The organism is Deminuibacter soli (assembly GCF_003412455.1).
GTDB classification, from domain to species: Bacteria; Bacteroidota; Bacteroidia; order Chitinophagales; family Chitinophagaceae; genus Deminuibacter; species Deminuibacter soli.
The window spans coordinates 871466-885680 of record NZ_QTJU01000001.1; the positions used below are offsets into that span (position 1 = coordinate 871466).

At 48.4% G+C, this 14215-nt stretch carries 10 protein-coding genes; 4 read left to right on the plus strand and 6 right to left on the minus strand.

Features of this window, described 5'->3' with window-relative positions:
* Window positions 1-45: 45 nt before the first annotated feature.
* The 5 genes from DXN05_RS03865 to DXN05_RS03885 form a co-directional block, all read right to left on the minus strand.
* On the minus strand, window positions 46-630 hold the full coding sequence (locus DXN05_RS03865; RefSeq protein ID WP_158559114.1) for a hypothetical protein: 585 nt from the start codon (window positions 628-630) through the stop codon (window positions 46-48).
* Complete coding sequence (locus tag DXN05_RS03870) at window positions 621-4700, minus strand: RHS repeat-associated core domain-containing protein (RefSeq protein ID WP_116845878.1); 4080 nt, start codon at window positions 4698-4700, stop codon at window positions 621-623. The genes DXN05_RS03865 and DXN05_RS03870 overlap by 10 nt, the downstream gene beginning before the upstream one ends.
* A 168-nt stretch (window positions 4701-4868) precedes the next feature.
* Window positions 4869-6965: a M48 family metallopeptidase gene (locus tag DXN05_RS03875; protein ID WP_116845879.1), complete on the minus strand. Its 2097-nt coding sequence runs from the start codon at window positions 6963-6965 to the stop codon at window positions 4869-4871.
* 71 nt (window positions 6966-7036) lie between these two features.
* Window positions 7037-7897, minus strand: a complete 861-nt coding sequence (locus DXN05_RS03880; protein WP_116845880.1) for a hypothetical protein — start codon at window positions 7895-7897, stop codon at window positions 7037-7039.
* A 444-nt stretch (window positions 7898-8341) separates the two neighbouring features.
* Window positions 8342-8542, minus strand: coding sequence for a hypothetical protein (locus DXN05_RS03885; protein ID WP_116845881.1), 201 nt, complete (start codon window positions 8540-8542; stop codon window positions 8342-8344).
* 141 nt (window positions 8543-8683) lie between these two features.
* Between DXN05_RS03885 and DXN05_RS03890 the strand changes: the two genes are divergently transcribed.
* Window positions 8684-10558, plus strand: coding sequence for a M1 family metallopeptidase (locus DXN05_RS03890; RefSeq protein WP_116845882.1), 1875 nt, complete (start codon window positions 8684-8686; stop codon window positions 10556-10558).
* 57 nt (window positions 10559-10615) lie between these two features.
* On the opposite strand, the gene DXN05_RS03895 is transcribed toward DXN05_RS03890, so the two are convergent.
* The gene (locus DXN05_RS03895) at window positions 10616-12136 is read right to left on the minus strand and encodes a S10 family peptidase (protein ID WP_116845883.1); all 1521 of its coding nucleotides are present in this window, start codon (window positions 12134-12136) and stop codon (window positions 10616-10618) included.
* An 87-nt stretch (window positions 12137-12223) separates the two neighbouring features.
* On the opposite strand from DXN05_RS03895, the gene DXN05_RS03900 reads away from it, so the two are divergent.
* The 3 genes from DXN05_RS03900 (at window position 12224) to DXN05_RS03910 (ending at window position 14150) form a co-directional block, all read left to right on the plus strand.
* A complete protein-coding gene (locus DXN05_RS03900) occupies window positions 12224-12856 on the plus strand; it encodes a class I SAM-dependent methyltransferase (protein WP_116845884.1) in 633 nt (210 codons plus the stop codon).
* 230 nt (window positions 12857-13086) lie between these two features.
* Window positions 13087-13692: a hypothetical protein gene (locus tag DXN05_RS03905; RefSeq protein ID WP_116845885.1), complete on the plus strand. Its 606-nt coding sequence runs from the start codon at window positions 13087-13089 to the stop codon at window positions 13690-13692.
* 149 nt (window positions 13693-13841) lie between these two features.
* Window positions 13842-14150 carry a hypothetical protein gene (locus DXN05_RS03910; RefSeq protein WP_116845886.1) on the plus strand — a complete coding sequence of 103 codons (309 nt, stop codon included), beginning with the start codon at window positions 13842-13844 and terminating at the stop codon, window positions 14148-14150.
* The last annotated feature ends 65 nt before the right edge of the window (window positions 14151-14215 follow it).

A 14215-nucleotide genomic window follows, 5' to 3' on the forward strand; every position in this document is an offset into this window, starting at 1 on the left:
TAGCCTGACACAAGTCCAAAAACGCACTGTCGCAGAAGTGATAGTTCAAATTAAATATTCGTATATTGAGAAGGCTGCGAATTGACTTGTATTGTATGCCGTTTCAATATAAGACAATTCATGTCTCATCTCAGCCTCATGTCTCGCGCTTAAATATGCTTCGCATTGTTGAGCTGTAGAGAAGAGATAGTTTTCGTTCAGATAACTTTGCAACTTTATTAAGTTAGGGTTGCCATTTTCCCGAATTTCATTCAATATGCCCGAGAAAAAAATGGGTTCCTCGAATTCTTCCAAAATACCGACATCATAACCTCTGAATAATATATGTGGATCTTGTTTCTCCTTAGTTGGGTTTAATAATAGCAAATCGAACTCTTTCTTAAATGCCGCTTTTAATGCTATTGTGTACGAAATGATGGCTTCTTTATCGGCATAACTACCAAGATCATTAGTTATTTCAAATAAAATTTTCCCGGCTTTACTCCATTCTTCATACAATGGCCATTGCATGCCGGAAAATCCTTTATATCTAAACATCTTCTCTCTTTGTGTATGTGCCAGACTGCTCCATACATTGGTATTATCCCGCTCTATAACCAATAATACATTTTCAATTCCCATTACTGACACGGTATATGTTTGTTATGAATGTGAATGTGTCCGTCAGAGCCTTCATGAGCAAAATGTCCCGGTGCGGGATTATTTCCTGATGAAAACTTATGATTCAGTATTTTCACTTCCATTGTAGCATTTAAATTTACTTCTTGGCCCCATTGTAACAAAATGTCGGCATCTCCGGACGAGATTGGCAATTTCCCTTTATTAGAAGCTTCCATTGCTAAGTTGATAAGGGCTTGTTGATCTGGCGTAAAACCTATTAACCCCAACACATCTACCCAAGTACACGGATCCGTCACATACCCATACAACCGCATCCCGCCGCTCAACCCTATCGGGTCCTGGCTGATGTATATGCCCTCGGCCGGACTGTAATACCTGAACCGGTTGTAATACAAGCCGGTTTCAGAATCTTCATACTGGCCCTGGTAACGGAATGGACAACTCCCCGGCTCTCCCTGCTGCATGCGCATGCGGCCGTAGCTATCTAACCTGCCCTGCCAACAGCATGTGCCGTCTTCCCTGTAAATTTCTTCAGGAGTGCCCAGATGGTTTGCAATGATACTGTATTTTTTATCGCCTTTCAGTCTGGCGGCCGGCACAAAATTGCCGGCCTCAAACACCCATGTAATCAGGTCATCCGGCGTGCTTTCACGTGCGTCAAATGTTTTCCATTCGTGCAATGGCGTATTGCCGTCCCATATCCAGCGGGTAGTGGTTTGCCTATAGCGTTTCCAGATGCGGCGCCCAAGCGCGTCGTAACCAAAACTTACCTTATAGCCATCCGGACGAATCACCTGTTGCAGGCTGCCATTGTCATTCCACAGGTATTGCCATATACCGCCATTGGCTTCTTCTTTACGTGCAAGGTTACCTGCTGCATCGTAGTGGTAATGGCAGCCTTTGGCCTTTAACAGCCTGCCGCCTGCACCATATTTGCGATCGGTCTGTGTACTTGTTTCAAAGAGATTACCCGCAACATCAGGCAGGCGGCATTCCGTTTTACCATCACCATACACCAGTTCGGAAAGATTACCGTACACATCGTGTTTAAACTGTACAGAACCGGTTTGTGTATCGCTGACAGACAGCAAACGATCGCTCACACCCCAGTTGTATTGAAGACGCCTGCGGGTGGTTTTGCCATGCAGCACCTGTTGCTCCAGGGGCCTGCCAAAACGGTCATAACGCCATTGCTGCTCAATACCGCCTGTAAGTGCTCTGTGTATTTCATCGCCGGTATCGTTGTGCTGCAACTCGCTTTGCCAGCCACCGGCCTGCAGCGAAGCGGCATACCCCCTGCTGTTATACGAAACCTGTATGGTTGCGCCCAGGGAACTGTTAAGCGCAGTACGGTTACCTGCTGCATCCCTGGTGTGTTGTAATACTACCGGCTGCTGATCCTTTACCAGTATCGTCTCAGCCGTTACCCGCCCCAGTAAATCACGCTCCATGGCAACCGAACAGGCATCATTGTTTGCTTTTACCAGATTGCCGAGGTTATCGTATTCAAATGTTTCGGTAAGCCCGTCTGCATACATCACCTGCGTAATACGGCCTGCTGTATCGTATTCATACTGCGTGCTCCGGTTGCCGGCGCATTGCATGGTAATTACCTGCCCCGCTGCGTTGCGCCGGTAATGGCGGGTAACCCCGTCAAAACCGGTTTCAGCAAGTACACGGCCTTCACTGTCACGTACAAAATGATATTGCTCATTATGTTCATTTGATATACCAGTAAGCTGGCCTTCCCTGTCGTAGATAAACGTTACGGATGCTGCACCCTGCCTGCGGCGCGTAACATTGCCAAAGAAGTTGTATTCCAGCGAAGCTTTATACAGCTTGTCTGCTGCAGCAACCAGGTTATCCATTGCATCGTATTGCAGGTGGCGGATATTGCCATCTGCTTCCCTTACTTCAACCAGGTTATTGTTGCCATCGTATTTGCGGAACTGGTGATTGCCATAAATATCTTCCAGCTGTGTGCAACGGCCAATGGCATCGTACCGGTAGCGGATGCGGGCATTGGCCGACAATACGACTTCGCTTAAAGCATACTGCCGGTTGTAGCGCAGCTGTGTTGTGTGGCCAGCCGTGTTTGTAATGGCAGTAACCTGCCCGCAGGTATATGCATACCTTATTGTGCCGCCTGCAGGATTAATCTCTTCCAGCAGGTTGCCCTGTTCATCATATACATATTGCCAAACGCCGCCATTGGGTTGTGTTACCTGTACAGGCAGATTGTGGCTGTTGTACGCGATGCCTGCATGCCCCTGCCCGGGTAGCCCGATGCCGGTTGTATTGCCACGCTCATCATACCGGTAGTTTTTCACTCTTCCCAGCTCATCCTGCACGCCCAGCAGGTTGCGATTGCTATCGTACCGGTAAATGGTTTCCGCACCCTGGCTGTTGACAATTCTTGTAACAAGTCCGTCGCGATGGTAATAGCCGGAACGATGGCCCAGGCTGTTGCTAACAATGGTGCAGCCGGCCGTATATGCAAAGCGGTAACTGTATATGCCATCCGGTCCAAGCGCCGCCGTGCATTGCCCGCTGCTGTTGTAGGTAAAACGGAAAATAGTGCCGTCCCTGAAGCGGCGGGCAGTTACCAGCCTGTTGTGCCATTGCAGGCTGTTGTAATTACCGCGTGCATCGTAAAAGCTCAGCAACTGGTTTTCACTGCTGAAGCTATACCGTACAGTATCTGTGTATTCACCTGGCAGCTCTGCATGCGGCAGCCGTATTGCTGTAATACGGCCATGATCATCGTTCACCACTATAAGTTCGCGGTGCGTGCTGTCGGTTATTTTCACCAGCTGGCCGCGGATATTGTAGTTGAAACGGATGATAAAACCGTTGCGATCATTGATGCTGCGCAGTTTGTGGTAGCCGTCGCTGCCTGCAAAATGGTTAAATGCATAACAAATACCGGTATTGCCGGTTACGGTATAAATGCCATCCATACTGCGGTGCAGGGTATATTTATCACGCGGGTTAAAGAAGCTGTCGCCAGGCGCTAACCAGGCAAACGGAACGGCGCAGCCATATTGATCGCGTAGTATCACCAGTTCTTCTGCCTCCAGCATTTGCAGGGTAATATCGTAGCTGTGGTAAATGCTTTTCCCGAGCGGCCCCTCATATTCACTGTCACTATAGTAATTGGCTTCCCACACAAACGGTATGGGTCCAGGCAGTGTAAAACCCTGCAGCAAGCTGGCCATATGCCCGCTGGCAGCATCAACCGGTTCGCCGAGGTAATGGCAGATGTGCGGCTGCACTGCTGCACCATGCGCGCGGTAGGCCGGGAACTTTTCCATCAGTGCCCGGTTCATTTTAGTCAGCAGTTTGCCGAGTGTTTTAGACAACAGTTTGCCTGCCCCGCGCATCATACCCATCATCATCAGGGAATTGATTAAATCGGCCGGCGTAAAAGCATGCTCCACGAACGGCCCGCCTACCAGCACCGGTTTGCCAAAGGGCAGTACCGCGATAACGGCTGTTGCATAATTATTAAACAGGCCGGCAGGCATATTGGGTACAAAGCGGCCAATATCCGCACAACTGAATGCACGGCAAAACAGTGCACTCTGTTCACTACCGGCAGTGTGTACGGTTTCACTACCGTGCGACAACTGCCCGTCGTGCGGGGCCATATTGGGAAACACGAATACAGGCCTGGGTATTATTGCATGCAATGGGTTGAACTTTTTAGCCAGGTTCGCCATTTGCTTAAACTTACCGGGCAAAGGCGCAGCCATAGGCGGCAACGACAGTACGCTTGTTGTGGCGGCAGCACGGTAGCAGCCGTTAATGGTAACCGTGCCGCCCACCGGAATATTGGTTTGCAGGGAAAAGCCTCCTTCATTACTGTAAACAGGCATTACCGGCAGGGTCATGTGCAGGTAATCCATGGGATCGAATACCATAGCTGCAAAGGGCACCACCGGGCAGGGAATTACTGTGGGCGGTATTTTGATAAAATGAAAATCGAGCCCCAGTACAATGTCAAAATGCCTGGCAGCCGGCTGCGGTGTAACAGACGGTTTGCGCGGCGGGATATTCGCCTTTATTCTCAGCGCCATAGGTTAACAAGTGAAATGATTCAACAAAAATCATGTGCCTCGCATATGGCTTTTCAATGGACTGGAAGAATAAAACAATAAATTTACTTTCCTGTACTACCCGGAATGTATTCAATTTGTTCAGCAAAGTGCAACGCCCTGAAAGGATGCATTAACGGTGGCAGGGATTTATACAATCGCTGCCGCCTGTTTCTGATCTGCCGGAGCTTTCTCGTGCACCGCGTACAGCCAGTTGCGCAGCGCAATAAACCGCTGCCTGGCCAGCCATTCGCTGTTTTTATGCAACAGCTGGTACAGGGTTTTTAATTCGGCTGATTCAAGCCTGTTGTTGGTAAGGTAGGCGTAATTGGTGATAAGGAAACTTTCAGCTTCTTCCCGCAGCTCATCATTGCCTTCGTATATACCTGCTGCCAGGCATTTCCGCAGGTCTTCTTTTACCATTGGTTCGTATTTGTTCTTGAGCAGCGTAATGCGGTGAATAACATCGTTGATAGAGGCGCCGCCCGATGGCTGGAAAAACGGATGTATGTTTTCTGCGGTTAAGCCAGCCGTATCGCCAAAGGTGTTACAAAGTGCGGCGCGAACAGCATATGCTTCAAAACCGGGAGCTTGCTGCTGCAACAGGTAGCGCCGCACACGCACGTGCAGCTGGCTTAATTGCCGGTCAGCTTCCGCCTTTTCCTGTTCCAGTTTAGCAGCCAGCGCAGCGGCTTCGGAGGCAGGATATTTCTCCCCGTCAAAGTCAAAACTATTGGTTTCTACCTGCCTGGCAGCAATGGCTTTCAGCATTTCAATATCATTATCCAGGATTTTGATGTGGCGCGGCAGTTGTAAGTTCACGGGTGTTGCAATAGCCGCCCATTCTTCTTTCGGCGCATTTATTTCTGCTGCTGTATCCAGTCCTTTTGTTTCAGGATAATAGCCCTGCAATATTGCGGTAAAATGTTCGGGCAATTGCCAGTCGTCTTTTTCTGCCCTAACCTGTTCTGCAAATTCATGCGCCGTATAATAAGTGAGCGAGGCGGTTTCAATGTTTGATAATGCATATAGTCGCTGCGTCATTGCTTCCTGCACCTGTTCGGGGTTATTGAACAGATCCCAGGCCTTTGCTTCAGTAACCGGCGCCTGCATCTGCAGCCGGTCAACATTCACGGCACGTTCTTCATCGGTAGGGTGGCTGGCCCACTGGTCTTTATAGTTTACCCGCGTGGTGCGCAGGGTATCACGAAAAGCAGGGGTAACCACCGGCAAACCGCCACTCAGCGGCAACTGGTAATCGGCAGATAGCTGCTGCAGTACCACCATTTGGTCGGCAAACAGGTTAGCAGATATTTTCTTGGCAGCAAGGTTTTCATTCACACTATCTACGGCCCTGTTATAACTGATATCTGCCAGGGTAATGCGGCCTGATGCGGAGTTCAGGTTATTGCCGCCTGCAACGGAAGCAGCAATTGCATCTGCATGAAATTCCATTTCCCGGCTAAGGCCCATGTATCCTTTGTTCACTATTTTATACATCTGCTGTAATACCCACTGTATGGCCTGCGCCGTTTTAGCGGTAATGGTCATAAATACGCTCAGTATACCGTGCAGGTTACCCCATGCCTGCAGGAAGCCTGTATAACCGCTGTTATTGTACAGCATGTCGTAAATAATGAGGTTTACATTGTAGGTAAAACTGCCCAGCTTCATGCTGCGCTGGCTGAAATGGCCAAACTCATGCGCCATCACGGCTTTAAACTCACCCATGTTGAGGCCATTCACCAACCCTAACCCGATAACCAGGTTTTTTTTCACCGGTAAAAACATACTCCTGAAACTGGAATCGTAAAACACGGATGCATTTACTTCGGGCGAAAGGTAAATTTTACCGGGAAAGGCAGTTTGGGTTTCGGTGGTGAGCTGCCGTATAAATGCAAACAGGTGTGGCTGTTCTGCTTCTGTTATTTCCGTTAGGGCATTATTGCTTTTTTTGCGGGAAGCAAATACAAATTTCACGAGAAAAAACACGAGTGAAACGCCCACAGCCATCAGGCCCAGGCCACCAAGCAACGTGTAAAAACCCAGTCGGGCCGTCATTACAAACACCCCTGCATAAAAGCAGCCTACTGCAAGCGCAATGGCCGCCAGCACCAATAGCAGGTATACAATCATGAAACAAACAATACGTAAAACAACACTTGTAACACCTTTTTTAAAAGACGGGGATACACTAATGGCATCAACACCACCATTGTGCGGGGCGGGAGGAAAATCAATTTTCATATGTATACAATTACAATAAAAAGTGGCTGAATATACTACTTACCTTGTTTTTATTCAATACCTCTTAACCCTTAATTCAGGGCTTTGAGGGCAGCGCTGTCTTTCCGTTGCAGTGCAGCCGTATACAACACCAGCATGCTGTCTGTTTGCGTGTGCGGGTAATGCAGGCTAATATACCGGTAGGCATCGCGGTAATAACCGGCGAGCGTTTCTCCTTCCAGCAGCGGCGTATCGTCTGATCCGCGCAGCAGCAAATTGCGGTACTCCTGTTTTTTGTGCAACGCACCGGCTGAAAAAATAAAGGATTGCAGCGTTCTCTCGCCACAAAAACGCTCCCACCAGATAGCGCGCTCTGCCAGCTGTTGCGGAGATACCACCAATTCAGCATCAATATCCAGTCCCTCCCTGTTTTCCCTGTTCAGCTGTTCCAGGTATTGTTTCATGGTTGCGCTAACGTAACTGTATACATATGCAGGCGCAAAATCGCGGCAAAACACCACGCGCGGTACATCCTCTTCTGCTGCTATTGCAAACCCGTTTTCTTTTAATTGCGTCACATAATCTTTCAGCCCGGCATGAATAACCGGTTTGTGGCCGTTTACTTCATGCAGGGCCAGCACCTCGTAACTGGTGCTTTTATCGTTGCTCATTTGTGTATTCAGGCTGTTTTGAATGCATCCGGCGAGGTGTTCAAATATATAGTAGGCAGTATCGCAAACCGGTGCAGGCTGCCCTTTGAACAGCACCCTGAATTTTTGCGCAGCCAGCGGAAGGGAGGTGGCTTTTGCCGTATCGAGCGATGCGATATACGCATCGTACTGCAGCAGGCGTTTATTGCCATAGGCAAAGAGCGAGCGGCCGTTTGTAACCGGCGCAGACGGGTGGCATGCGGCCAGCAGGCATGCCAGTATAATAAGGATAGAGGGTTTCATGCATTAAATATACACACAATATAACAATGCAATAAAAGCCTCCCGTGCGGGAGGCTTTTGTGTATGCACAGAGAGGCACGTTGTATGATTCATAGCACACAGCAATGAACAGCATACAGTGCAGGTGCTGTTACGTAAAGTATACATTGCTTTTTTCCAGGATTGCTATTGTTTGCGCGGTACAGGCGGCAGGTTTGCAACTGCGGAGTACAGGTAGGCTGTGAAGGTTCAGCGGTGGAAATTGGTGTAGTCATATCTTTTCGGCTATGGCGCAATAATCGGTACCAAGATTACGAAAAAACCGCGAGAATCGGGTGACCGGGGCTAAATGAGTTTGTACTTCCAATCTTACCTGCAGTGAGATCGTCTTTATTGATGGCTCACGAAAAAGCCCCCGCATAGGCGAGGGCTTCCTGTTTATTGAACGAGTTATGGGTTAGTTTTCTAAGCCAGTGCATTATTCATTTCGATATTGGCTTCTCTGTTCGATTTGCGGATATGTTTTTTTACAGCATCATGTGCATCACCGGCTGCGTCAGCTATATCGTGCATTACCTGTGATGTTTTGTTCCTGTTACGCATATACATCATTACACTTGCGGCTACTGTACCTACCACTCCTGCTGCTATTAATATGTTTTTCATAATCGTACGTTTTTGGTTAGTTTATATGCTTTGTATAAATCAATAGGTATGCCAGTTAAGGAAGCCGCCGTTTAAATAAAAATGTTAAAACCGGTATCGTATTGACTTACTTTAGCTTATTCATTGAGATAACTACAGTCTATGTTGAAAAAACTGATTTTTGGTCTGGCGCTTTGCAGCGCCGCGCCCCAGCTGCAGGCGCAGGGGCTTTATATGCCACGTAATATTAAAGCAGCATACGATAAAGGCACCCGTTCGTACACCGGCGAGCCGGGTAAAAATTACTGGCAGAACAGCGGCCGGTACGATATTACCATTACCGCCAACCCGCCCCAGCGTACCATTTATGGCACTGAAACCATCGTATACCGCAACAACAGCAACGATGCGCTTACCAGCCTTGCTATCCGCCTTATTTGTAACATACACAAACCAACAGCACCACGTGACGGTTTTGCTTCGCCCGATTTTTTAACCAATGGCGTTACTATCGACACCCTGCTGGTAAACGGCAAAACGCAACGCTTCAACAACAATGTAGCCACTGTAGGCGGTATACGCCTGCAACAGCCGCTGAAAGCGCACGATTCCATACAACTGAGCATTAACTGGCATTACGATGTATCGCTGCAAAGCAACCGCGAAGGCATGATTGACAGCACCACTTACTTTCTTGCCTATTTTTACCCGCGTGTAGCCGTGTATGATGATTACAATGGCTGGGACCGCATACCGCATACCGGTGGTATGGAGTTTTACAACGACTTCAATGATTATACCTTGCAGGTAAAAGTGCCCAAAAACTATATCGTATGGGCCACCGGTACCCTGCAGAATGCCAGCGAAGTGCTGCAGCCCGCAGTGGCCGCCAACCTGCAGCAATCGTACACATCAGACCAGGTACAACATATTGCCTCCTTGGCCGATGTACAGCAGCACAAGGTTACCCGGCAGCATGACTGGAACACCTGGAAATGGGCAGCTTCCAATATTGTAGATGTAACCGTTGGCCTCAGTGATCATTATGTATGGGATGCATCAAGCGTAATGGTCGACAGCAGCACCCGCCGCAGGGCCAGCATGCAGGCAGCTTACAACGATACTGCTAAAGATTTCCACTACTCTGTAAGCTTCGGCCGTCATGCGCTCAACTGGTTATCGAACAACTGGCCGGGTGTGGCGTATCCTTTCCCCAAAATGACCGCCTTCCAGGGTTATGCAGATATGGAATACCCCATGATGGTAAACGATGGCACAGAAGAAGATACCAGCTTTGCACAGCTGGTGCAAGATCATGAAATAGCCCATACCTATTTCCCTTTTTACATGGGCATCAACGAAACCCGCTATTCGTTTATGGATGAAGGCTGGGCCACTACGCTCGAATACCTGATTGGCATTGCAGAAAAAGGCAAAGAAAATGCGGATAAACTGTACAAGGCATTCCGTGTAAATGGCTATACCAGGGACCCCTCCAGCGACCAGGACATGCCTGTTATTACCATGACCAACCAGTTTAATGGTGTTGGTGCGGGCAGCAATGGCTATGTAAAACCATCTTTAAGTTACCTCGCACTGAAAGATATGATGGGAGATGAAGTGTTTAAAAAATGCCTGCATGCCTATATGCATAACTGGAACGGCAAGCACCCCATTCCCTGGGATTATTTTAATTCGATGAGCACCGCATACGGCCAGAACCTCGACTGGTTCTGGAACAACTGGTTTTTCAGCACCCATTATCTTGATATTGGTGTTGACAAGGTAAACGCACATGGCAAAACAACTGATGTAATTGTTAAAAACACAGGCGGTTTCGCCATCCCTTTTGATGTGGTGGCCACCTATGCAGACGGCACTACCGCCACTTTTCATCAAACACCACAGGTATGGAAAGCGAACCAGACGCAGGCCAGCATCAGCATCCCCTCCGCTAAAAAAATCAACTCCGTTAAACTCGACAACGGCATTTATGTAGATGCCAATGAAGCGGACAACGAATGGAAGGCGCAATAAAAAATCCCCCGGCGGGGCCGGGGGATTTTAATGGTTTTATTGTTTTACTGCGGCTATCTAATACTTCGCCGGTTCTCCCGGTTTGGGCAATGCGTCATGAATAAATTTGCGCAGGTTATCGGTCGCTGTGCCCAGGTCTTCTTTGCGCAGGTACATCATGTGACCGCTGCGATAGCCTTCCCATTTCAGCCTGTCTTTTAAACGGCCGCTGGGGTCAAGCTGCCACATGCTGTATTTCGCGTTGAAATAATCACAGGCGCCATCATAGTAGCCTGACTGTACCAACAGGTGCAGATAAGGGTTCTGGGCCATTGCCTGGCGCAGATCTTCGCCGGTATGGTTGTTCTTGTTATCCCAGGGCCATACCTCGCCAAACATATTGTATTTTAAATCGGTTTTATAGTTCAGCTCATCACGCAGGTAAATATGAATAGCCGGTGTAAAAGAATGCAGCCAGCTGGTTAATTCCGCATTGTAATCAGGCTCGCTGCCATAGGCCTGCCTGTCAACACCGCGGTAACGCGAATCCAGTCTGCCCACGGTAAAACCTTTATCGCGCAGCAGTTCTTTCCAGAACAGGTTGGTAGATACATCGAGGTTATTACCCAAAATTACTTTCTCTGAAATACCGCTGTAGCGCGCCATTTTAGCGGCAATAGCAGCCTTCTTCGCGTCATCGAGAAAACCGCCCCTTGACAAGGCAGGCAGCAATTCATTGATGGTAAAATCCTCTACTTCGGGCAGGTAGGCAGTAAGGTCTTTCTGCTGCAGATCAGCAGCCAGGGCCTTGTGATACCAGGCAGTGGCTGCAAAATAAGGCAGGCGCAAAGCAGCATCTGCCGGGCCATTGCGTTCAATGCCCAGTTCGGTTGGCGATACAAGTATTACGCCGTTCAGGTACATCCACTGTGCATTCTGCAATTCAAGTGCAAGACCGGAAACACGCGTGGTGCCATAGCTTTCACCGATCAGGAACTTGGGAGAAGCCCAGCGGCCGCGGCGGGTAACAAACGTGCTGATCCACTCAGCGAGGTATTTGATATCGGCATTAACACCATAAAACTTAGAGCCGGGTACATCTTTGCTCACCGTTCTTGAATAACCGGTATTAACAGGATCAACATATACAATATCGGCTACATCAAGAATAGAGTTGTTGTTATCGCGCATACCATAAGGCTGCACCGGGTAACCTTCGTCATCCACGTTCAGCAAACGCGGGCCAGTATAACCAATTTCCATCCAAACAGAGGGCGTGCCGGGGCCACCGTTGAAAGAAATCACCAGCGGGCGTGAGGCCCTGTCTTTTACATCGTCTCTTTCATAATACGTGTAAAACACACCTGCAACCGGGCGGCCATCTTCATCCCACACCGGCATGCTGCCTGCGGTGGCGGTGTATGCTACATGCTGACCTTTAATGGTCAATTCATGTTTGGTAACTACTGCAGAATCTACATTTAAAATGCGGCTGGGAGATGGCGGGCGCTCATTTTTAAACCCTCCCTCTTTGGGCTGAGCCTGCGCTATGCTGCACACGGCGCCCATCACGGCGATGGACAGTACAAATTTTCTCATGTTGTTCGGAGACTGATTAGTGAGTGGTAAATATACAGCAGCCCGTTAACTTTGCCCGCGTTAAAGCACATAAAAGGCCAATACAACATGCTGCAATGGACCACCATACAACAACCTGCCTACAATGTTTCGTTGTATATACCCGATGCAACGCGGGTACAGGAAACCTTTGCGCAGCAAAAAGCAGCTGATGCTGCAGCGCCCCTTCCCTACTGGGCCAAACTGTGGCCGGCCGCATTGGCCATGGGCAGCTTTATTACCGAACACCCGGAATATGTGCAGGGCAAACACGTGCTGGAACTGGCAGCAGGATTGGGTTTGCCTTCCCTGGTGGCCGCACCGCTGGCCGGCAGGGTGGTTTGCAGCGATTACCTGCCCGAAGCAGTAGACACCCTGGCGCTTAGTGTGCAGCGCAATCAATTCAGCAATGTAGACTGCCAATTGCTGAACTGGCATTACCTGCCTGAAAATTTAACTGCAGATACATTGATTATGAGCGATATTAATTACGATACCGCCGAATTTGAGCAGCTCTATATAGTACTGGAAAAGTTTATACAAGCCGGTACAACCATCCTTTTAAGCACCCCGCAACGGCTCATGGGCAAACCCTTTATCGAGCGCATTTCGCAGTGGGTAACCGTTTGCGCAGAAACAGCGGTAACACATCAATCAGCCACTACTTTCATCAGCGTATTTGCACTGAAAATGAAATACTAATAAATTACTGTATTCCGCGTTGTATCTCAGTTTAAACACTGATAATATTTCCATTTTAAGCAATATTTTAAGGGCTCTTTTATTGCGCTTTGAAAGACTATTCACTACCTTCATATTGTTTCCAGCCCTACAACTCTTCAGCGTTCTTTTTTAAGGAACCATTACTGTTTTACCCCCGTATTAACCCACGCCCTTACTAAACCTGTAATTGCAAATTAAAACACAACGATATGCAGCAGGTAAAACAAATTTTTGCCCCAGCCACTGAAGACGTATGGATTGCGTTTAACTATGATTATGCCGAACTCGGCAGGTTAACCGACTACCATGTAAACATTGAACAAGATCACCGCGTTACCAGTCTTGACATTGACGTACACCTGGGCGGCAGCGCCGAAGGCGGTTACGAAACCACCATTTTAACCGCACCGCTTGGCCATATGGGCGACTACCGTTTTTCCATACAACCACAGGATATATTCAGCGACATCAGCCACTTGCTGGGTTCAAAACACATTAAACTGGGCTACCCCGAATTTGACAAGGAACTGTTTATAAAAACAAACGACACTGAGCGCACTGCGCAGCTGTTTAAAGACGAGTTTGCCCGCAAGGTATTCAGCGTACTCTCCGGTTACTGGTTTGGTATTAACCGCAATAAAAAAACCGGCCTGTACCAGCTTGAGCTGCGCATGCAGCGTGGTGTAACCAACACCCTGCTGTTATGGGAAATATACTACTCGTTCCATGAAGTATTGATGGGCTTAACACCTGACTACGATCCGGCTATTTCTCTGGTAAACCAGGAAGCCATGGAAGAAGTGGCACACGCATAATACATCATCACGAATACCGCTATCAATAAAAAAGCCGCCTCCACGAGACGGCTTTTTTGCTGGTACAAACTGTCTCTGCACGCTCCGGGCAATAATTGTCCTGGCTGTAACAGGCACAATACTTGGTTAACATTCTAATAAAACAGCCTATGCATCCCAATAAACAAGCGCAAACACAAATGGAGCAACACCAGTACAAGGAAGCCCTCGCCATCCTGGAACACCAGACCACCGAACATCCAGAAAACTTCAGGATATGGCACCAGCAGGGTATGTGTAAATTTCACCTGGGCCATTCCACAAAAAACAAACAGCTGCTGTTGGAAGCATTCAACGAAGTAAAACATGCGCTGGCACTGGCAGCAAAGGCAAACACTCCGTTTCCTGAAGCAGAGGCAGACTTTGCTGCAGTAACCGCTACCTGGGAAAAAGACGTAAAACCCTACTTCGAGTATTAAGCGCCACCCGTCAGGCATATAAATTGCGACAGAACAGCCATTTTGTTACCATCGCAATCAGCGCC

What these genes read in the sequence shown, in the direction of transcription:
- DXN05_RS03870 (WP_116845878.1), bottom strand. Translation starts at nt 4,700, where the DNA reads ATGGCGCTGAGAATAAAGGCGAATATCCCGCCGCGCAAACCGTCTGTT.
- DXN05_RS03875 (WP_116845879.1), bottom strand. Translation starts at nt 6,965, where the DNA reads ATGAAAATTGATTTTCCTCCCGCCCCGCACAATGGTGGTGTTGATGCC.
- DXN05_RS03880 (WP_116845880.1), bottom strand. Translation starts at nt 7,897, where the DNA reads ATGAAACCCTCTATCCTTATTATACTGGCATGCCTGCTGGCCGCATGC.
- DXN05_RS03885 (WP_116845881.1), bottom strand. Translation starts at nt 8,542, where the DNA reads ATGAAAAACATATTAATAGCAGCAGGAGTGGTAGGTACAGTAGCCGCA.
- DXN05_RS03890 (WP_116845882.1), top strand. Translation starts at nt 8,684, where the DNA reads ATGTTGAAAAAACTGATTTTTGGTCTGGCGCTTTGCAGCGCCGCGCCC.
- DXN05_RS03895 (WP_116845883.1), bottom strand. Translation starts at nt 12,136, where the DNA reads ATGAGAAAATTTGTACTGTCCATCGCCGTGATGGGCGCCGTGTGCAGC.
- DXN05_RS03900 (WP_116845884.1), top strand. Translation starts at nt 12,224, where the DNA reads ATGCTGCAATGGACCACCATACAACAACCTGCCTACAATGTTTCGTTG.
- DXN05_RS03905 (WP_116845885.1), top strand. Translation starts at nt 13,087, where the DNA reads ATGCAGCAGGTAAAACAAATTTTTGCCCCAGCCACTGAAGACGTATGG.
- DXN05_RS03910 (WP_116845886.1), top strand. Translation starts at nt 13,842, where the DNA reads ATGCATCCCAATAAACAAGCGCAAACACAAATGGAGCAACACCAGTAC.